Annotated in this window: 17 protein-coding genes; 15 read left to right on the top strand and 2 right to left on the bottom strand. The window is 68.0% G+C overall.

What is annotated here, in order from left to right; translation table 11 throughout:
• The first annotated feature begins 255 nt into the window (after nt 1-255).
• From WME73_RS09940 to WME73_RS09995, 12 genes are all read left to right on the top strand, one after another.
• Nucleotides 256-813 carry a hypothetical protein gene (locus WME73_RS09940; RefSeq protein ID WP_437534412.1) on the top strand — a complete coding sequence of 186 codons (558 nt, stop codon included), beginning with the start codon at nt 256-258 and terminating at the stop codon, nt 811-813.
• 71 nt (nt 814-884) lie between these two features.
• A complete protein-coding gene (locus WME73_RS09945) occupies nt 885-2,048 on the top strand; it encodes a methyltransferase domain-containing protein (protein ID WP_437745225.1) in 1,164 nt (387 codons plus the stop codon).
• An 82-nt stretch (nt 2,049-2,130) separates the two neighbouring features.
• Nucleotides 2,131-4,515, top strand: coding sequence for a PP2C family protein-serine/threonine phosphatase (locus WME73_RS09950; protein WP_437745226.1), 2,385 nt, complete (start codon nt 2,131-2,133; stop codon nt 4,513-4,515).
• 24 nt (nt 4,516-4,539) lie between these two features.
• Nucleotides 4,540-5,457 (top strand): slr1658 superfamily regulator, encoded by a 918-nt coding sequence (locus tag WME73_RS09955; RefSeq protein ID WP_012234413.1) that lies wholly within the window; start codon nt 4,540-4,542, stop codon nt 5,455-5,457.
• A 48-nt stretch (nt 5,458-5,505) separates the two neighbouring features.
• Nucleotides 5,506-6,495, top strand: coding sequence for a PP2C family protein-serine/threonine phosphatase (locus tag WME73_RS09960; RefSeq protein ID WP_437745227.1), 990 nt, complete (start codon nt 5,506-5,508; stop codon nt 6,493-6,495).
• Nucleotides 6,495-6,986 (top strand): ATP-binding protein, encoded by a 492-nt coding sequence (locus WME73_RS09965; protein ID WP_231864758.1) that lies wholly within the window; start codon nt 6,495-6,497, stop codon nt 6,984-6,986. The genes WME73_RS09960 and WME73_RS09965 overlap by 1 nt, the downstream gene beginning before the upstream one ends.
• Before the next feature lie 34 nt (nt 6,987-7,020).
• The gene (locus tag WME73_RS09970) at nt 7,021-7,431 is read left to right on the top strand and encodes a hypothetical protein (RefSeq protein ID WP_012234416.1); all 411 of its coding nucleotides are present in this window, start codon (nt 7,021-7,023) and stop codon (nt 7,429-7,431) included.
• A gap of 34 nt (nt 7,432-7,465) precedes the next feature.
• Nucleotides 7,466-8,836, top strand: a complete 1,371-nt coding sequence (locus tag WME73_RS09975; protein WP_437745228.1) for an STAS domain-containing protein — start codon at nt 7,466-7,468, stop codon at nt 8,834-8,836.
• Between the two features lie 50 nt (nt 8,837-8,886).
• Entirely contained in the window at nt 8,887-9,375 is a 489-nt protein-coding gene (locus tag WME73_RS09980) for a MarR family winged helix-turn-helix transcriptional regulator (RefSeq protein WP_437551312.1), read from the top strand.
• 24 nt (nt 9,376-9,399) lie between these two features.
• Complete coding sequence (locus WME73_RS09985) at nt 9,400-10,329, top strand: 3-keto-5-aminohexanoate cleavage protein (protein ID WP_437745229.1); 930 nt, start codon at nt 9,400-9,402, stop codon at nt 10,327-10,329.
• Complete coding sequence (locus WME73_RS09990; RefSeq protein ID WP_437745230.1) at nt 10,326-11,111, top strand: enoyl-CoA hydratase/isomerase family protein; 786 nt, start codon at nt 10,326-10,328, stop codon at nt 11,109-11,111. The genes WME73_RS09985 and WME73_RS09990 overlap by 4 nt, the downstream gene beginning before the upstream one ends.
• 37 nt (nt 11,112-11,148) lie before the next feature.
• A complete protein-coding gene (locus WME73_RS09995) occupies nt 11,149-12,711 on the top strand; it encodes an acyl-CoA carboxylase subunit beta (RefSeq protein ID WP_437747959.1) in 1,563 nt (520 codons plus the stop codon).
• 63 nt (nt 12,712-12,774) lie between these two features.
• Here the strand turns inward: WME73_RS09995 and WME73_RS10000 are convergent, their stop codons facing one another.
• Nucleotides 12,775-14,241, bottom strand: a complete 1,467-nt coding sequence (locus WME73_RS10000) for a hypothetical protein (protein WP_437915495.1) — start codon at nt 14,239-14,241, stop codon at nt 12,775-12,777.
• A gap of 122 nt (nt 14,242-14,363) precedes the next feature.
• On the opposite strand from WME73_RS10000, the gene WME73_RS10005 reads away from it, so the two are divergent.
• Nucleotides 14,364-15,128 carry a thiamine phosphate synthase gene (locus WME73_RS10005; protein ID WP_437915496.1) on the top strand — a complete coding sequence of 255 codons (765 nt, stop codon included), beginning with the start codon at nt 14,364-14,366 and terminating at the stop codon, nt 15,126-15,128.
• Nucleotides 15,125-15,727, top strand: a complete 603-nt coding sequence (locus WME73_RS10010) for a hypothetical protein (RefSeq protein ID WP_437745233.1) — start codon at nt 15,125-15,127, stop codon at nt 15,725-15,727. Before WME73_RS10005 ends, WME73_RS10010 begins: the two co-directional genes overlap by 4 nt.
• Nucleotides 15,728-15,764: 37 nt before the next feature.
• Here the strand turns inward: WME73_RS10010 and WME73_RS10015 are convergent, their stop codons facing one another.
• On the bottom strand, nt 15,765-16,760 hold the full coding sequence (locus WME73_RS10015) for an ATP-binding protein (RefSeq protein WP_437769327.1): 996 nt from the start codon (nt 16,758-16,760) through the stop codon (nt 15,765-15,767).
• A gap of 162 nt (nt 16,761-16,922) precedes the next feature.
• Here WME73_RS10015 and WME73_RS10020 point away from each other — a divergent pair, with 162 nt between their 5' ends.
• Complete coding sequence (locus WME73_RS10020; protein WP_437915497.1) at nt 16,923-17,951, top strand: NAD-dependent epimerase/dehydratase family protein; 1,029 nt, start codon at nt 16,923-16,925, stop codon at nt 17,949-17,951.
• Nucleotides 17,952-18,000 lie beyond the last annotated feature (49 nt).

An 18,000-nucleotide genomic window follows, 5' to 3' on the forward strand; every position in this document is an offset into this window, starting at 1 on the left:
TCGGCCAGCAGCCGGTGCCCTACATCGGTTCACCTGGTCATGAGACCAGTGATCTTCGATAAATGCGAGCTGTATTACAGAAAGTCTACCGCGCGGTGGCATGCCTGGTGCAACCGCCCGGGCGGTCGCTGACGTTTCTGCCGCGTGAAGGCCCGGATGGCGCTCGCTGGAAACCTCGCGATGCACTCGACGGGGCACCCCGAACCCGGGTAACCTCGTTCGTGCCTCACTTGTCAACCAACCCCCGAGGCTTTGATGTCCGTTTCCAAGCAGGCCGACATAGCTCCGACCTTGCGACCGCCGCCCGCGTTACCGGCGGACGGCATGGTCATTTCCGCGAACTTCTCGGTCGGTGGCTTCAGTAAACGGTGGAACCACTGTCATCAGCTAGCCAATTTCCTCGCGAGGTACGCGAGCGCCAATGAGGATGACCCCGAGCGCCACGCGACCTTGCTCTCGACGTTCTTCAACGAATTGCTGGAAGCGATATACCGGAATCACGGCTCCACCGGCGAGATCAAGATGCGGTTCCGCAAGAAGCAGAACCATATCCTCGTCGAGGCGGAGGTCCCGATCAACGAGCAGAGCGCCAAGTTCTACAACCACGCCGTCCAGCTGGCCAATCAGCCGGACCCGATGGCCTGGTATCGAGAGCAGCTCGAGCACGACGTTCCGGATGATGACGCTCAGGCGCTCGGGCTGCTCGAACTCGCGGTCGTCTACGGCTCGAAGCTCAGTATCTCCGAACCCACGAGCGGGGACTGGCTCCTTCTGGCGATTCAGTTCCCGTTCACTGAGGTAGAAGAACTATGACAGCTCCGATCGGTCGCGAATCCGCCGTACCGCCCTCGTCTGCGAGCGGCCTCCCTTCGTGGCGCTCGCAGGTGACCTTCAGCATGCGCGTCGACCAGACCGACCAGGAGGTTGCGCTCTCGGGCATGCTGCGGCCGTTCGGTGCCGATCAGATGAGGGCCATCCGCGGCACGCTGGAGACCGCGGCCAAGAACGCGAGCGGCGAGCTCTGCCTGGACTTCAAGCGGCTCAAGTACATGAACAACGTGGCATTCCTGGAGATCAACAGGTTTGTCCGTTGGGCCGTCGAGGCGCGTCCCAACCTCAAGATCAGGCTGATCATCTCCAGCGTCATCCCCTGGGCGATCCGCAAGTTTCAGGTCATCGCGGAGATCTACTCGAGCGTCTCCGTCGAGATCTACGACGTCGCGTTCTACCCGAGCCAGGGAATGCTCGAAGATGCCGAGTTCATCGACGTCCTCCGCCTCCAGGAGCGCATCATCTGGGAGCACGAGAAGACGGGGCTGATGAACCACGGCCTCTACCCGGGGATGAAGATCGCCGATATCGCGTGCGGCTTCGGCGACTTCGCGATCTTGCTCCAGAAGGAGTTCAAGCCGGAGCACGTCACCGGGGTCGATCACTCCCGGCCCGCGCTCCGCTACGCGCAGGACCACATACGGCGGCTCGGGCTGGAGAACGTCGAGTATCAGTACGGGGACGCCGCGGCGCTGCTCCTGCCGGACAACTCGTTCGACTTCGTGTCTTGCCGTCTGTCTCTCCAGGTCTTTCCGCAGCCCGAGCGCATCATGCAGGAGCTCTACCGCATCTGCAAGCCGGGCGGCCGGATCTACATCACGAACGAGCTCCTGTCGTGCGCGTACGGCTATCCGGAGCAGGACCTCATCCGTGCGACCTACAAGCGGTTCGTCGAGCTCGGCAGGTCGATCGGGATGGATCTCGATACGGGGATAAAGACGCGGCAGATCCTGGGGGAGGCCGGCCTCGAGGACATCCGCGTCAACCTGATCGACATCAACAACATGAACACGGACTGCTTCGACTTCGCGCGCGTCGTCGAGTGCTGGATCTCGGTGACCGCCAACATGGCCCGGACCGCCGGCGCCCCGCCGGACTACCACGCCGAGCTGAGCACCGGGCTGCGCGCTCACATGGCGGCCATCACGCACCCGCACGGCCTCGCCTCGTGGCCGATCTACGCCGGCTCGGGCCGCAAGCCGATGCGGGTCATGTGAGGGGAGGCCGGGTCGTCATGCTCCGCCGCGTCGTGATGCCGATCGAGTGGCCCAGGGCCGTGCCGTTAGGAGATTGCCAGCCGTGAGCGTTCAACCTCGGAACTCTGGCGAACAGCGGCCTCAAAGCCTGCTCTTCAGGTTCAGGAAGTTCAGCACCAAGATCATCTTCGTGACGGGCGTGAGCGTCCTGCTCGGTGCCGTGTGGAACGTCGTCGTCGGGCGGCAAGGCATCCACCGGCTGAGCAGCGAGGCCGCCGCGGAGATCGAGGCCGGCCTCAACTCGGCGAACCGCGAGTACCTCACCAATCACCTGGAGGACAAGGCCACTCACGTCAACCTCAGGCTCGGCGAGGCGTACAGGGACCTCCAGACCCTCGCCGGCGTCTTGCAGACCGTGATCGATCGCGAGGAGGACGTCGCCCCGTTCCTGCGGACGGCCGCCGACTTCCCGTATTTCCGCGATCAGATGAAGTTCAACCCGAAGGGGAACTGGTACCAGAACGATCCGAGCGAGCCGAGCGTCGTCAGCGTCTGGGGCTACCTGGGGAAGGACGGGACGATCCTGCCCGAGGTCCAGCGGGCCGTCAACGAGACCGCGTTTCTGGATCTCATCCTGCCTTCGTTCGGCAAGTACGGCGCCGACAAGCTTCAGATCTATTACATCGGTCCTGAGGACAAGCCGTATGTGCGGCTGACGCCGTACACGGACATGGCGTCGACCTTCGACAAGCTGTATCCGGGGCACAACGACCAGGGGTGGTACAAGTTCTTCTTCCCCGGCATGGCCGAGAGCTGGAACGAGTGGGCGAAGGACCCCGCCGGGCTGAGCGCGCACCCGGATCAGACCACGGTCACGGCGCCGTACGACGACGCGGCGGGCGGCGGCATCGTGATGACGGCGTTCCATCCGCTCTGGGCGAAGGACCGCAAAGCTTTGGTGGGGTCGGTCGGGCTCGACCTTACGCTCGCGCAGCTCATCGCCTCGATCAAGGACGTCAAGCTGGCCACCGCGGGCTTCGCCTTCCTGGCGCAGGCGGACGGGAACGTCTTCGCGGTCAACGAGCTCGGCGCAAAGACGCTGCGGCTGCGCACGGACGCGGGCGCCGGTCAGAACTCCGGCGTCGGCATGCTGCAGCGGTTCTTCAAGGACAGCGAGGACTCGGGGGTGTCTGGCATCGTCCTTCCGAACGATGATAAAGTCGACTACCGGGAGATGGTGATATCGGGCGAGACGTACATCATCGCCCTCCAGCGGCTCGCGCCGGTGAACGGCTGGGCCGGGCCGGACGCGCGCGTGGCCAAGGAGCGGTGGACGATGGGCTTCGTCGTCCCGAAGAAGGAGATGTACGCCTCGCTCCTCGCGGCGCAGAAGAGCATCGAGAAGAGCAGGACGGTGATCGTCGGGACCCAGGTCCTCATCACGATCGCCTCGTTCCTCGTGCTCATGCTGGGTGTCTACCTGATCTCCCGCAAGATGACGGGCGCCCTGGTCGCGCTCTCGACCGGCGCGACGCGGATGCGCGAGGGCGATTACGGCGTTCGCATCGACGTGAACTCCGCGGACGAGATCGGGCAGCTCGGCGTCGCGTTCAACGAGATGGCGAGCGAGATCGAGGCCTACACGAACAACCTCGAAGAGCTCGTCGGCGAGCGGACGAGGGCCCTCGAGAAGGCGAACGAGGAGATCAGCGAGCTGAACGCGAAGCTCGCCCAGGAGAACATCCGGCTCGGCGCCGAGCTGAACGTCGCGCGGCAGCTCCAGCTCATGGTGCTCCCCGCGCCGAGCGAGCTCCAGGAGATCCCGGGCCTCGACATCGCGGGCTACATGGCTCCTGCCGACGAGGTCGGCGGGGACTACTACGACGTGCTCCGGAGCGACGGGCTCGTCAAGATCGGCATCGGCGACGTCACCGGCCACGGGCTGGAGAGCGGCGTGCTGATGCTCATGGTCCAGACGGCCGTCCGGACGCTGCTCGCGGCCAACGAGCGGGATCCGAAGAAGTTCCTGAGCATCGTCAACAAGGTCATCTACCAGAACATCCAGCGCATCCGGTCGGACAAGAACCTGTCCTTGACGCTGCTCGACTACAGCGACGGCGGGCTCCAGCTCACCGGTCAGCACGAGGATCTGATCATCGTCCGGAAGGACGGGACCCTCGATCGTGTCGAGACCATGGGGCTCGGGTTGCCGATAGGCATCGACCTGGATATCAGCGATTTCATCGGTAGCATCGAGGTGAAGCTGGAGCCCGGGGACGTCGTGACGCTCTTCAGCGACGGCATCACCGAGGCGGAGGACTCTTCAGAGGAACAGTACGGAATCGACCGTCTGTGTCAGGTGATCTCACGAAACCACGAAAGAACCTCGCGGGAGATCAAGGACGCTATCATCGAGGACGTCTTGGCGCACGTAGGCTACAACAAAATCCATGATGACATCACTGTACTTGTCATTAAGAGGGTATGAGCAAGGGGGAGACTGGGCATTACCATGAGCGAAATCATCGGCGTCTACTCTTTAGACGATTCGTTCAGCGAACACATGTCGCTGACGTTGTACCCCGACTCGTTCGCGGTGAGATGGAGCCTTTGTAACCTGACGGCCAATTTCATGGCCGAGTACTTCGGCGAGCTCTTTCCGGAGATAGACGGCGAGGACAGGCTCATCAGCCGAGACGAGGTCTCAGGCGCCATCGGGTACGTTCTGAACGAACTGGTTGAGAACGCCGTCAAGTTCAATCAGCACGGTGACATCACCGTGACCGTGGGTATCGGGCGTGAGGATCTGGTGTGTCTCGTCAGCAACCAGATCACGAACGCCGCCGTCCCCTCGCTTCGTGAGAAGCTCCTAGAGCTCACACAGGAGGACCCTGGGGAGCTCCTGCGTCGACAGGCGGAGGCGAACGCCGAGGACGCGGAGAACGCCGGGTCGGGGCTCGGGTATCTCATCATCATGAATGATTACGGTGTCAGTCTTGGTTGGAAGCTGGATCCGATCTCGGTCAACAGCTTCAGCATCAAGACGATGGCCAGGATTCCTATTTTGAATGAAAGGTCGAGAATGGAAATCAAGGGTGGTAACTATCGGGTTTGGTACGATCCCTCTGAGGTGGTGGTGTACCTGGAAGGAATCCTTCGTCTTGGCGGCACCACCGAGTACGCCCCCATCGAGGAGCTGCTCGACAAGGTCCTGGCCACGAACCCTCCCACCATCACACTCGACGTCAGGGCGCTGAACTTCCTGAACAGCTCAGGGATCAACGTCCTCTACAAGTTCGCGATCGCCACCCGGAAGAAGGGTGAGCTCCAGCTCATCGTCCGCGGGTCGAAGTCCATCCCGTGGCAGGGGAAGTCGCTGCCCAACCTCAAGAAGTTCAATCAGAACTTCGAGATGATACTCTGTGATTGAGATCGGATGGGTTCTTCCGTCCAACCCGAATCGCGTCCAGGTCGAGCCATGACTGCACCCAAGGACATCAGCTCGATGCACTCCAGAGGCTTCCTGCAGAAGCAGAGCAATCTGGATGCCATCAGGGCGATCGTGAAGGAGCGGCAAGCGTGGAACACGTTGCTCCGCGAGGAGGGGAACTTCACAGACTTCATGGAGCGCTGCAACGCGCTGCTGGAGTACGTCGACAAGCTGAAGCTCGACTTCGACGACCTCTCCCTGGTGCACGAGGCGATCCTGGAACACGCGACCAGCATCGAGAACGAGCTCGAAGGGTACAACCGGGCCATCGACGACGACCTCGCGGTGGCGCGGCAGGTCCAGCGCGCCCTGCTTCCGGAGGCGAGCGGGGCCATCGCCTCGTCCTTCGACATGGCCATCTTCCACAAGCAGCTCGCCCAGGTCGGAGGAGACTACTACGACTTCTTCTACCTTCCCGGCGAGCGCCACGCGATAGGGGTTTACGATATCTCAGGTCACGGAGTATCGTCGGCGCTCATCATGGCGTTTCTGAAGGCGCAGTTCGCCCACGCTACCAAGCGGCTAGATAGCCCTGGGGCGATCGTGGACTGGGTGAACCGGAGCGCTTACTCGTTCCTGCGGGAGGTTCGCCGGTACGCGACGGTGAACTTTGTCATGTTTACTGACCGATTCCTCCGCTACGTCTCGGGCGGAGGGTACGGGCTCCTGGTCCGTCGCGGCACGCCTCGCTCGTTCAACCGGGTGAGCAACTTTATCGGTCTGCGCATCAAGCCATTTCACGAGTTCGAGCTGCCGTTCGAGGAGGATGACGTCCTCGCCTTGTACACAGACGGGATGTTCGAGGCCCAGGACGCGAGCGGGGAGATATATTCCGTGCAACGTCTCAACGAAATCGTCGTCAAGCACAGCGAGGAACCGGTGCAGGTGATCCTCGACCGGTGCATCGAGGACTACACGCGGTTCCGGGTGGCGGACGCCGACGACATCACACTGATCATCCTGCGAAGGTGCGCCTGATGAAGCCCGAGAAGAATCATTCGCAGACGTCGGTCGGTGCATCGATATATATCTCTCCGATCGATCACATCACGGGCGACGTGGCCGGCCTGCTTGCGAACTTTTTGGACGCGCTTCTGGTGAGGTTCTATCCCAGACGGATCTGCCAGAAGGTCAACGTGGTGGTCACGGAGCTGGTCACCAACGTGCTCCAGCACGGGACCGAGCGTGAGAGCGAGGTGCGGCTCGATCTGAGCATCGATCCAGATCGATTGCTCATCAAGGTATCCAACCGCGTTACGCCGGAAGAGTACCGGACCGTCAAGGCGGTATTCGACGAGATCTTCGCCGCGGAGGACCCGAGAGAGCTCTTTGCCAGGACGGTGCGCGAGCGGCGCAACGATCGACGCAGGGGCGGTCTAGGGCTCATTCGGTTGACCGCCGAGAACAAATTCCATCTCTCGACGCAGTACGTCGATGGAATCCTCGTCGTCCAGGCTACTTTCCCTTGAAAAGGCTGCGTATGTTTTTCGCGAAAGGTCGCGTATGAAGGCTCTCAGCTATGGCGAAATCACGGATGGCGGGCTGAGCGTCTTTCAGTCGGTCGCCCGGCTCGATGACGACAACCGCCTCGTTTTGACCTTCGAGGGCGCTATCCGGATCGACAACCCGTACCGGTACCTGTCGAGCTACCTGGACGAGCTGGCTCGAGTCCTCCCGCAGCACCCGATCACGTCCACGGTGATGGATTTCGTGAAGATGCGGTTCTGCAACTCGAACGGCTTCTACGTCATCATGGATATCGTGGACGCCGTGTACAACCTGGTGCCCGGCCGGGTGACCGTGCGGCGGATCCTCGACGATGACTGGCAGCACGAGACGCTGCCCATCCTGCTCAACCTGAACGAGGAGCACGTGGCCGCGCGGACGACGTTCGAGGACGTCAAGGAGACCTAGGCGTGGGGGTGTGGGCTGGGTAAGGCGACCGGCGATGGACACACCTGCGAACGAAGCGGACGTAGAGAGGTTCTTCGCTGTCTGTCCCGATCCGCTGTGTGTTCTGCGGAGCGATGGATCGTTCCTGCGCGTGAGCGGCGCCTGGGAGCGGACGCTCGGCCTGGGGACCGAGGATCTCGTCGGCCGGAGCCTCCTCGATCTCGTGCACCAGGACGACGTCGTCGCGACCAGGGAGCAGATGGATCGGCTCCTCCAGGGGCCCGTCACGCTCGGGCTGGAGAACCGGTGCAGGAGCAGGAGCGGCCTCTACGTCTGGCTGTCGTGGTCGATGCTCTCGGTGCCGAGCGAAGGGCTCGTGTACGGGTGGGCGCGCAACGTGGGCAAGCAGAAGCGCCTCGAGCGGGCGCTGATGCAGCGGATCGAGACGAAGATGCTGGTCGCGTCGATCTCGGCCCATTTCATCAACGTGAAGCTTTCGGACGTCGACCGCGGCTTCCAATCTGCGCTCGCGGAGCTCGGCAAGGCGCTGCGCGCCGACAGGACGAGCCTGTTCCTCCTCGCGGAGGACGGGCGGCGGTTCCTGAACACGCACGAGTGGTGCGCCGACGGGGTGCCGTCGCTGCGCGCGGAGCGGGGAGTCGTGTCCAGGGACGTGTATCCGTGGCTCGTCGAGCGGCTGTTCCGCCTCGAGGTGTGCGACGTGCCGCGCGTGGCCGACCTGCCGGATGAGGCAGCGAGCGAGCGGCGTGCCTTCGCGGAGCTCGGGATCGCCTCGCTCGTCCGGATGCCTGCAGCGTACGCGGGGCGGCTCGTGGGCGTCGTGGGGCTCGACGCGGTGCGATCCACCCGCGCGTGGGACAAGAGCGTCCGGGCGCTGCTCCAGGTCATCGGCGAGATGTTCGCGATCACGCTGGAGCGCATGCGCGCCGAGGAGTCGCTGCGCGAGGTGGTCGAGCAGCAGGAGTCGATGCGCGCGGTGATCTCGCGGCAGGAGTCCGCGATCGAGACGCTGTCGACGCCGATCATCCAGGTCTGGGACAGCGTGCTCGTGCTGCCGCTCGTCGGCAGCATCGATCGCCACCGGGCGACAGAGATCACGGAGAAGCTGCTGCGCACGATCGTCGAGACGAAGTCGCGCTACGCGATCGTCGAGGTGACGGGGGTCGAAGAGGTCGACTCCACGACGGCGCAGCACCTCATCAGCATGCTCCAGACGATCGAGCTGCTCGGCGCGCAAGGGGTCGTGGCCGGAGTCCAGCCGCAGGTGGCGCAGACGGCCTCGTCGCTCGGTGTCGAGCTCTCGTCCGTCCAGGTGCATCGGGACCTCCAGGAGGCGCTGAGGTGGTGCATCCGGGAGCTCCGGGCAGACCGGGGGTCAGAGAAGCGGCGGCGGGGACGGCGGTAGATCCAGGTTGCGCCTCCCCCGGGGACCGAATATTTCGTACACGAAGCATCGTGACAGCGACCCTGCCGCCGCCCGAGAGGCCGGAGATCGACGCCATCGTGGAGATGATCATCTATCTCTACACGGAGTCGCGCAGGCTCACGAAGGGCATGGCGAGCGGATTCGGCCTCACCGGGCCACAGCTCACCATCCTCAAGCTGCTCGAGTCGTTCCAGGATCTCTCGCTGTCCACGCTGTCGGAGCGCATCCGGGCGCAGAACAGCACGGTGACCGGGATCGTCGATCGCATGGAGCGAGAGGGGCTCGTCCGCCGCGAACGCTCGAAGGCCGACCGGCGCGTCGTCCACATCCGGCTCAGCGAGAAGGGGGCGCGGCTCGCCCGCGAGATCCAGGTCGAACCGATGGAGATCTTCCGGAGCGCGCTGCTGAGCTTGAGCTCGACCGATCTGCGCGATCTGCTCCGGATCCTGACGAAGCTGCAGAAACAGGTGGTCTCGCGGGTCGGACAGAGCCGGACAGAAGAAGAGCGACGGCGCTGAGGACGCGAAAGGGAGGCAGGGGGCATGAGAGAGAAGCCGACGTTCACCGGGGAACCGAGGGATCCGAACGGACGAGATCCCGATATCTGCGTGGTGACCTGCGCGCTGTCAGGGGTGCTCGCCGGCCGCAAGCAATGCCCCGCCATCCCCTATACGCCGGTCGAGATCGCCGAGGAGGCGAAGCGGGCCTATGACGCAGGGGCGGCGGCGGTGCACATCCACGCGCGCAACGACGACGGATCACCGACGTTCTCTCCGGCCGTGTTCGCGCGGATCAAGGACGAGGTGCGCCAGCGCTGCCCGGTGATCCTGAACTTCTCGACGGGCACCCTCCTCGACGACGTGAGCGAGCAGTGCGCGACCCTCCGGGAGAGCCGCCCCGAGATCGCGGCGCTCAACATGGGCACCATGAACTACTCGAAGTACTCGCGCGCGCGGAAGACCTTCGATTTCGACATGGTGTTTCCCAACACGTACGCGAAGATCAGCAAGCTCCTCAACGCAATGAACGAGGCCGGGACGAAGCCCGAGCTCGAGTGCTTCGATACAGGGCACACCCAGGGCACCTGGCCGCTCGTCGACATGGGGCTCCTCAAACCCCCGCTCCAGTTCTCGTTCATCGTCAACGTGCTGGGCGGCATCCCCGCGCACGTGGAGTCGCTCCAGCTCCAGACCAGGATCATGCCTCCCGGCTCGGAGTGGGAGGTGATCGGGATCAGCCACGGGCAGTGGAGGATGCTGGCGGCGGCGCTCGTGCTCGGCGGCAACGTGCGGTGCGGGCTCGAGGACCACTTCTACCTGCCGAGCGGCGAGATGGCGCGCAGCAACGGAGAGCTCTGCGAGGTGGCCGTGCGCATGGTGCGCGACGTCGGCCGCAGGCCAGCGACGGTCGAGGAAACCCGGCAGATCCTGGGCCTGCGCGACGACGGCGCGGCAGGAGGGGCGGCCTCGTGACGGAGCGCGCGTACACGGTCATCCAGGCCTTTTCCGCGGGGGGCGTCCTCCGGCTCACGCTGAACAACCCGTGGCGCAAGAACGCGATCGGGCCGGCGATGGTGAGCGAGCTCCTCGACGCCCTCGCGGCGGGCGCGGCGGACGAGACGGTGCGCTGCGTGGTCCTGACCGGCGCGGGCGACGCGTTCTGCGCGGGCGGGGACTTCGCGCAGATCGCGGGCGCCGAGGGGGCGCCGCCGCCCGAGATGAAGGGCGATTACGCGGACCTCCTGCTCGCCTTCGCGAACTCGAGCAAGCCGATCGTGGCGCGGGTGAACGGGCACGCGCTGGGCGGCGGGCTCGGGCTCGTCGCGGCGTCGCACTTCGCGATCGGCGCCCGCGGCGCCAAGCTCGGGACGCCGGAGATCAACGTCGGCCTGTTCCCGATGATGATCATGGCGGTGCTCCAGCGGCACGTGAGCCGGCGCAAGCTGCTGGAGATGATGCTCCTCGGGCAGCGCCTCGACGCCGACGAGGCCGCGCAGTGCGGCCTTCTCAACAAGGTGGTCGAGCCGGGCGCGCTCGACGCCGCGGTCGACGAGGTGACCTCCGCCATCGCCTCGAAGAGCCCGATCGCGGTGCGCCTCGGCCTCGAGGCGTTCGCGGCGCAGGATGATCTCGACCTCGAGTCGGCGCTGCCGCTGCTGCGCGAGCGGCTCGCCGGCTGCCTCGCGACGGACGACGCGCGGGAAGGGCTCCTGGCCTTTCTGGAGAAGCGAAAGCCCCGCTGGTCGGGCAAGTAGGCGCGCCGGGGCGCGCAGGGAGAGGTGGCCCGTGAACATGCGAGAGCTCGTGAAGGACCTCGAGGCCCGCCGGGAGCAGGTGCGGCGGATGGGCGGCGAGGAGCGCGTGGCGAAGCAGCACGCGCGCGGGAAGATGACGGCGCGGGAGCGGCTCGCGGCGTTCTTCGACGACGGCGTGCACTTCGAGGTGGGGATGCACGGCACGCAGATGGGGCTCGCGGCCGGGCCGGACGGGAGCGACCGGCCGCCGGCGGACGCGGTGGTCTGCGGGTTCGGCAAGGTCGACGGGCGGATGGTCTGCGCGGCGGCGTACGACTTCACCGTGAAGGGCGGCAGCATCGGGCAGACGGGTGAGGAGAAGGTGACCCGCCTGCGGCAGATGGCGCTCCGCGGCCGCTGGCCGATCGTGTGGTTCATCGACTCGGGCGGGGCGCGCATCGATCCCGGCTCGATGCACCCGGACAGCATCTCGCTGTTCGCCGGCTCTGGGCACCTGTTCCGCGAGCAGGTGCACATGAGCGGCGTCGTGCCGCAGGTCGCGGCCATGGTGGGGCCCGGCGCCGCAGGCACGGCGTACATCCCGGGGCTCGCGGACTTCGTGCCGATGGTCAAGGACGTCGGCTCGCTGGCGCTCGGCGGCCCCGCGCTCGTGCGCGCGATGACGGGCGAGGACATCTCCGAGCAGGAGCTCGGCGGCAGCAAGGTGCACGCGACGAAGAGCGGCGTCGGGGACGCGGAGTACCCGAGCGACGCCGAGTGCATCGCCGCGGTGAAGAGGTACCTGTCGTTCTTCCCTTCGAGCTGCGACGAGGAGCCGCCGCGCCTGCCGATCACGGATCCGATCGACCGGCGGGAGGAGTCGCTGCTCGACCTCCTGCCGGAGAGCCCGCGGCGCGCCTACGACATGCTGAAGCTGATCGACGCCATCGTCGATCACGGCGAGCGGTTCGACCTGAAGCCGCGGTGGGCGCGGTCGATCATCACCTGCCTCGCGCGCATCGGCGGCCAGCCGGTCGGCGTCGTGGCCAACCAGCCGACCCAGATGGGCGGCATCCTCGACGTGGACGCGTCGGACAAGGCCGCGCGCTTCATGCAGATCTGCGACGCGTTCAACATCCCGCTCGTGTTCCTGCAGGACGTGCCGGGCTTCATGATCGGCTCGAAGGTCGAGCACGAGGGGATCATCCGCCACGGGGCGAAGATGCTGCACGTCATGGCGGCGGCCACCGTGCCCAAGATCACGGTGGTCGTGCGCAAGGCGTACGGCGCGGGCTACTACGTGATGTGCGGGCGCGCGTACGAGCCGGACCTCATCGTCGGCTGGCCGACCGCCGAGATCAGCGTGATGGGGCCGGAGGGGATGCTCGGGATCGCGGCGAGGAAGATGTTCGGTGACGCGCCGCCGCCGCCGGAGGTGAAGCAGGGGATGGTCGACGCGATCCAGAAGAACATCGACGTGATGAAGGTCGCCGGCTGGGGCCTCATCGACGACGTGATCGATCCGCGGGACACGCGGAGGGCGATCGCGTGGGGGCTGGAGCTCGCGCGGAAGAAGCGGGTGGAGCGGCCGGAGAAGAAGCGGGGGATCCTGCCGGTGTAGGGAGCCAGGGACGGGGTGCTCGGCCTCAGGGTGTCCCAGCCACGCGCCGGCGCATCCCTGTCGTTACTCGTCGTGAGCCTCGTGTTCCGACGCCTGGCTGGCCTCGGGCTTGGGCGTCGGCACGGCTCGCGGCGCGGCCGCGTAGAACGGCTCGGGAGCGCTCTTCACGCGAAGGAGCGTCGTGTTCTTGGCGGGGACGACGGCGGTGTACGCGTCCAGGCCGAGCTCGCTGCCCGGCTCGTTCGCGTGCAGCGTGGCCGTGACCTCGTAGAGTCCCTCGCGGTTGAACGTGTCGGCGGGGCAGACCTCCCGGAGGAGGAGCGAGACGTCGGCTGATGCGCCGGGCTTCAGCGTCCTGAAGAGATCGCGCGGGATCGCCCCCGTCGGCGGGGCCGCCGCGCAACTCGTCTCGCCGTTCGGGCCGGCGACGTGGAACTCGAGCATCCGAGACCGGATGGCGACGGTCATTGCGCGCCTGCCAGCGTTCTTGGCGCTCACCCGGACGACGATCGAGCGAGGGCTCGCCGCGTCGGACCAGGGTTCGCTCGTGAGCTCCAGGCGAGGCGCGTTGGCGTCCACGATCGGCTTGATCGGCGGACCGGCGCTGTGGCTCTTGTCCGACGGAACACGCTTTTCCGGGGACTCGCCAGCTGGCCTGTCCGCGGACGTCTGGGCCGCTTTCTCGTCCCTGGGTTGAGCAGCCTTGTCGCCCGGAGGCTGAGCCGTCTCGTCCACCGGAGAGGCTGGCTCGGCGCCGCCCGCATCGTTCGCGGCGGCCTCCTTGGGGGGTAGGCCGTAGCTCAGCACGACGGTGGGCGCCGCGAGGCCGAGCGCAGGGGCGAACGCCGGCGGATCGTCCGTCGACTCCGCAGCGAACGGCGCCGCCGGCGGCTTCTTCGACCACTTGGGCGGAGGACCCCAGCCGTACCAGGTCCTCACCACCGAGCCGCCGGCGAGCGCCGCCTCGTCCTTGCCGAAGCAGAGCAGGCGCGGGTCGAAATGCTCCATGTACGACTGACCGGGCGCCAGCAGCAGCGCGCGCCGCTCCGGGAAGCCGCTCGGCTTGAGCCCCGCGGGCGCGGCGCAGCGGACCGTCTTCTTCGCGCGCTTGTTCAGCGTGTCGACCTCCAGGCGCAGCAGCCGCACGTCCGCCGGGATGCGCATCGGCCGCTCCCCTTCGTTGTCGATCCGCAACGTCCAGGGCCCGTGAGGCGATGGCGCGATGAGCCACAGGCGCGCCGGCGAAGGCGGCAGCGGCGGGGACTCGGGCGCCTTCTTCTTCGCGTTTGTCTTGGGCGCGCCGACGCTCGCTTTGGGCGCGGCGACCTTGCTCCCTGCCGGCGACGGGGCCGCGCCAGCCTTCGGCCCCTCCGTTGGCACGGCGGAGCCCGGCCCCCCGCTCTGCTGCGCGGGGCTCGACTTCTCCTCCGCGAGCGCGGGCGCAGGGCTCGACGCGAGCCCCATCACGGCCGCTGCAGCAGGAGCGATCGAGGTGAACAGACAGGCGATCCGGACGAGACGTGTGCGCATGGAGGATCCGTTCGGGAGCGAACGCTTCCGCTTTCTTTCCGGGGGCGTCAACCTTAGCGTAGCCAGCGAGCCTGGCCTCCTCTGGAGCGCCCGGGCGCTCTCCCATCGCTCGAAGCGTGGTCATGCGCGGCCTGTACGCCATCGTCGACACCGACTCGCTCGCGCGCCGCGGGCTCGATCCCGCGGCGTTCGCCGAGGCCGTCCTCGACGCGCGCCCCGCGGCCATCCAGCTGCGCGACAAGCGGGGCGGGGCGGCCCAGACGCTCTCGCTCCTCCGCGCGATCCAGCTCCTGGCCGCGCGCGCGGGGGTGCCGCTGTTCGCGAACGACAGGGCGGATCTCGCGATCCTCGCCCGCTGCGACGGCGTGCACGTCGGCCAGGACGACCTCCCGGTGGCCGCGGTGCGCAGGCTGGCGCAGCGCGCTTCCGTCCCGCTGCGCGTCGGGCTCTCGACCCACACGTCCGCGCAGATCGAGGCCGCGCTGCGGGCGTCGAGCGAGCTCCGCGATGCCGGTGGTTCCGGCGATTCCCTCGAGCGCCTCGACTACGTCGCCATCGGGCCGATCTTCGCGACCTCGAGCAAGGAGCGCCCCGACGCCGTGGTCGGCCTCGAGGGGCTCGCGTCGCTGTGCGCCATGGTCGAGCGGGTGCGTCCCGGGCTCCCGGTCGTGGCGATCGGCGGCATCTCCCTGGAAAGGGCGGCCGAGGTGGGCGCGCGCTGCTCCGCCGCCGCGATCATCGCCGCGCTGCTGCCGGATCAGGGCACGCCCGCGCCGCGCGCCTTCGAGGAGGTGAGCGCGCGGGCGCGGGCGCTCCAGCAGGCGCTCTCGCAGGCGCTCGCGCTGGCGGGCGCGCGCGCGGCGCCGGTGGACGGGGGCGCGCGATGAGCCTCACGCTGCTCGCGGCGGCCGCCGCGGTGGCCGCGACCGTTGGCTACATGGCGTCGCGCCGCGAGCGGGAGGCGCCGGGAGGGAACGGCGGCGAGCGCGCGGGAGACGCGCCGGCGGCGCCCCCGGGGGACGCGCCGTGGCACGAGCTGCCGTTCGCGCTCGGCGACGTGGTCCTCGCCGGGAGCGAGGAGCGCTGGCTCTCGGGCGCGATCGTCGCGCGCGAGCGGGGCGAGATCGTCGCCGCGGTGTTCCTCGCGCCCGAGGGCGGCGCGCACGGGGCGGTCGTGGCCTTCCCCGCGCCTCGGCGCGAGATCCTGTGGCTCGCGCCGGCGGCGGCCGATTCGCCGGACGAGCCGCCGGCGACGCTCGAGATCGCGGGCGCGACCATGCGGCGGCGGGCGCGGCTGCCGGCGGCGCTCGAGCGGTGCGGGCAGGGCGCGCCCCCCGTGGGCGACGCAGGGATCATCGCCCTTTACGACGGCCCCGGGCGCGACGCGGCCGTGGTGCTCGCCAGCGAGGGGCGGATCCACGCGTGGGCCGGGCGGCGCATCGAGGACGGCGGATACGAGCGGCTGGGCGGAGGCGGCGAGGGCTGACGCCGGCCCGCGCGGCCACGTGGGCGCGCGGCGCCTGTCAGCCGACGACGCTGCGCAGCTCCGCGATCAGCGACGCCATCGCGAGGCTCGGCGAGGCGTTGCGCTCGAGCTGCGCCACGGCGCGGGAGACCGCCGCGTAACGCCGGGCCGACAGGCCTGCGTGGCGCGGATCGGACGCGACCGCGGCGCGGGCCTCGCGGGCGAGCGCGGCGCTCAGCGCGCGGAGGTCGTCCTTGAGGGCGCCCTTGTCGCGGTCCACCGACTCGGCGAACGCGACGGCGGGCCCGAGGTCCCGGGCGGCCGCGGCCTCGAGGACACCCTTTACAAAGGCGTCGCGCGAGGCGGTCTGCTCCTCGTCCGCGAGATCGAGCGCCGTGGACGCGCTGCCGGCGGCGAGCTCGACGGCGAGGTCGTGCCGCCCCTCGGGCACGCCGCGATCGCGGAGGATGCGGCGGATGAGGGCCTCGGAGAGCGGGGCGAAGCGCACGGGCAGGGTGCGCGAGCGGATCGTGTTGAGCAGGCGATCGCCGCGCGAGGTCAAGAGGATGAAGTGGGTGCCGGGCCGCGGCTCCTCGAGCGTCTTGAGGAACGCGTTCGCGGCGCCGACGCTGAGGTCCTCGGCGTCGCGGACGATGAACACCCGAGCGCGCCCCTCGTGGGGCGGGTAGGCGGCGCGGGCGAGCACGATGGCGCGGACCTGATCGACCGAGATCTCGGTCAGCTCGTCGCGGCTCCGGCCGATGACGGCGGCGGGGTAGAAGTTCTTCGCGACGATCTGCACGTCGGGGTGGAGCGGCGCCGCGGGGCGCCCGTCGGAGCGCGCGGCCGCGCGCCGGCACGCGTCGCAGCGCCCGCAGCCGAGCGGGTCGCCCCCGGTGCAGACGAGCGCCTGGGAGAGGGCGACGGCCGCGAGCTCCTTGCCGACGCCCGGCGGGCCCTCGAAGCGGTAGGCGTGGTGCACGCGGCCCGCCTCGAGCGCGCGCACGAGCGTGCCGACCGCGGTGTCCTGGCCGAGGATGTGGGAGAACGGCACGGCCCGCTATCTAGCACGACCGGGGGTCGACCTGGTCCCGGTCCGCGCCGCGCGCGAGGCCGCCCGGCGGCGGCTTCCTTCCCGCGCGTCTTCTTCTTCATTCCCGCGCGTGATGGCGTCCTCGTCATCGTCATTGCGCGCGGCGGTGATAGGTTGCCGCGCATGCGCGTCCTCGTGCTCGGCGGCACTCGATTCATGGGTCATTTCCTGGTCTATCGCCTGCTCGCGGCGGGCCACCAGGTCACGCTCCTGAACCGCGGCGCGACGCCCGACGCGTTCGGCGATCGCGTCGCGCGGGTCCGCTGCGATCGCGCGGCCGGCGATCTCGCGCAGGCGCTCGGAGGTCGCGAGTTCGACGCCGCGGTGGACTTCACCGCGTACACGGCCGCGGACGGCCGCGCGGCGGCTCAGGCGCTCGGCTGCGGGCGCATCGGCCACTACGTGATGATCAGCACCGGCTCGGTGTACCTCGTCCGGGAGGCGTGCCCGCGGCCGTCGCGCGAGCGCGACTACCACGGCGCGCTCCTCCCTGAGCCCGCGGGCGAAGAGGACCGTGAGGCGTGGTCTTACGGCGTGAACAAGCGCGGCTGCGAGGAGGAGATCGCCGCCGCCTGGCAGAGGGATCGCTTCCCCGCGACCGTCCTGCGCATCCCGATGGTGAACGGGGAGCGCGATCCCTACCGCCGCCTCGATCGGTACATCGTCCGCATGCTCGACGGCGGTCCGCTGCTCGTCCCGGACGGCGGCGGACACGCGGTGCGGCACGTCTACAGCGGTGACGTCGTCAGGGCGATCGTGAAGCTGCTCCTCGTGCCGTCGACCTTCGGCGAGGCGTACAACCTCTGCATGGACGAGACGCCGACGCTCACCGAGCTGCTAGAGCTCATCGCCTCGCTGCTCGGCGCGCCGGCGCGGCTCGCGCCGATCCCATCGGTGGCGATCAGGGCCCGCGGCATCGATCCGGTCGCGATGTCGCCGTTCAGCGACCGCTGGATGTCGATGCTGGATCCGGCGAAGGCGAGGGCGGAGCTCGGCTTCCAGCACACGCCGCTCCGGCGCTGGCTGGAGACGGTGATCACGTCGCTGCTCGCGAACCCGCGTCCCGAGCCGCCGGACGGCTACGAGAAGCGCGCCGAGGAGATCGCGCTCGCGGCGGAGCTCGCCGGCGCGGCGGGGGGTGGAGGGCGCTGACCCTGCGCGGGTGCTTTCGACCGCGAGGCGAGGGGGAGGAAGGCAGGCG

Source organism: Sorangium sp. So ce302 (assembly GCF_051530145.1).
Lineage (GTDB): Bacteria > Myxococcota_A > Polyangia > Polyangiales > Polyangiaceae > Sorangium > Sorangium cellulosum_B.

Excerpts from the sequence above, each read along its gene's own strand:
- WME73_RS09960 (WP_437745227.1), top strand. The coding sequence starts at position 5,506 with ATGACTGCACCCAAGGACATCAGCTCGATGCACTCCAGAGGCTTCCTG.
- WME73_RS09975 (WP_437745228.1), top strand. The coding sequence starts at position 7,466 with ATGGACACACCTGCGAACGAAGCGGACGTAGAGAGGTTCTTCGCTGTC.
- WME73_RS09940 (WP_437534412.1), top strand. The coding sequence starts at position 256 with ATGTCCGTTTCCAAGCAGGCCGACATAGCTCCGACCTTGCGACCGCCG.
- WME73_RS09965 (WP_231864758.1), top strand. The coding sequence starts at position 6,495 with ATGAAGCCCGAGAAGAATCATTCGCAGACGTCGGTCGGTGCATCGATA.
- WME73_RS10020 (WP_437915497.1), top strand. The coding sequence starts at position 16,923 with ATGCGCGTCCTCGTGCTCGGCGGCACTCGATTCATGGGTCATTTCCTG.
- WME73_RS09985 (WP_437745229.1), top strand. The coding sequence starts at position 9,400 with ATGAGAGAGAAGCCGACGTTCACCGGGGAACCGAGGGATCCGAACGGA.
- WME73_RS09995 (WP_437747959.1), top strand. The coding sequence starts at position 11,149 with ATGCGAGAGCTCGTGAAGGACCTCGAGGCCCGCCGGGAGCAGGTGCGG.
- WME73_RS10005 (WP_437915496.1), top strand. The coding sequence starts at position 14,364 with ATGCGCGGCCTGTACGCCATCGTCGACACCGACTCGCTCGCGCGCCGC.
- WME73_RS09970 (WP_012234416.1), top strand. The coding sequence starts at position 7,021 with ATGAAGGCTCTCAGCTATGGCGAAATCACGGATGGCGGGCTGAGCGTC.
- WME73_RS10010 (WP_437745233.1), top strand. The coding sequence starts at position 15,125 with ATGAGCCTCACGCTGCTCGCGGCGGCCGCCGCGGTGGCCGCGACCGTT.
- WME73_RS09955 (WP_012234413.1), top strand. The coding sequence starts at position 4,540 with ATGAGCGAAATCATCGGCGTCTACTCTTTAGACGATTCGTTCAGCGAA.
- WME73_RS10000 (WP_437915495.1), bottom strand. The coding sequence starts at position 14,241 with ATGCGCACACGTCTCGTCCGGATCGCCTGTCTGTTCACCTCGATCGCT.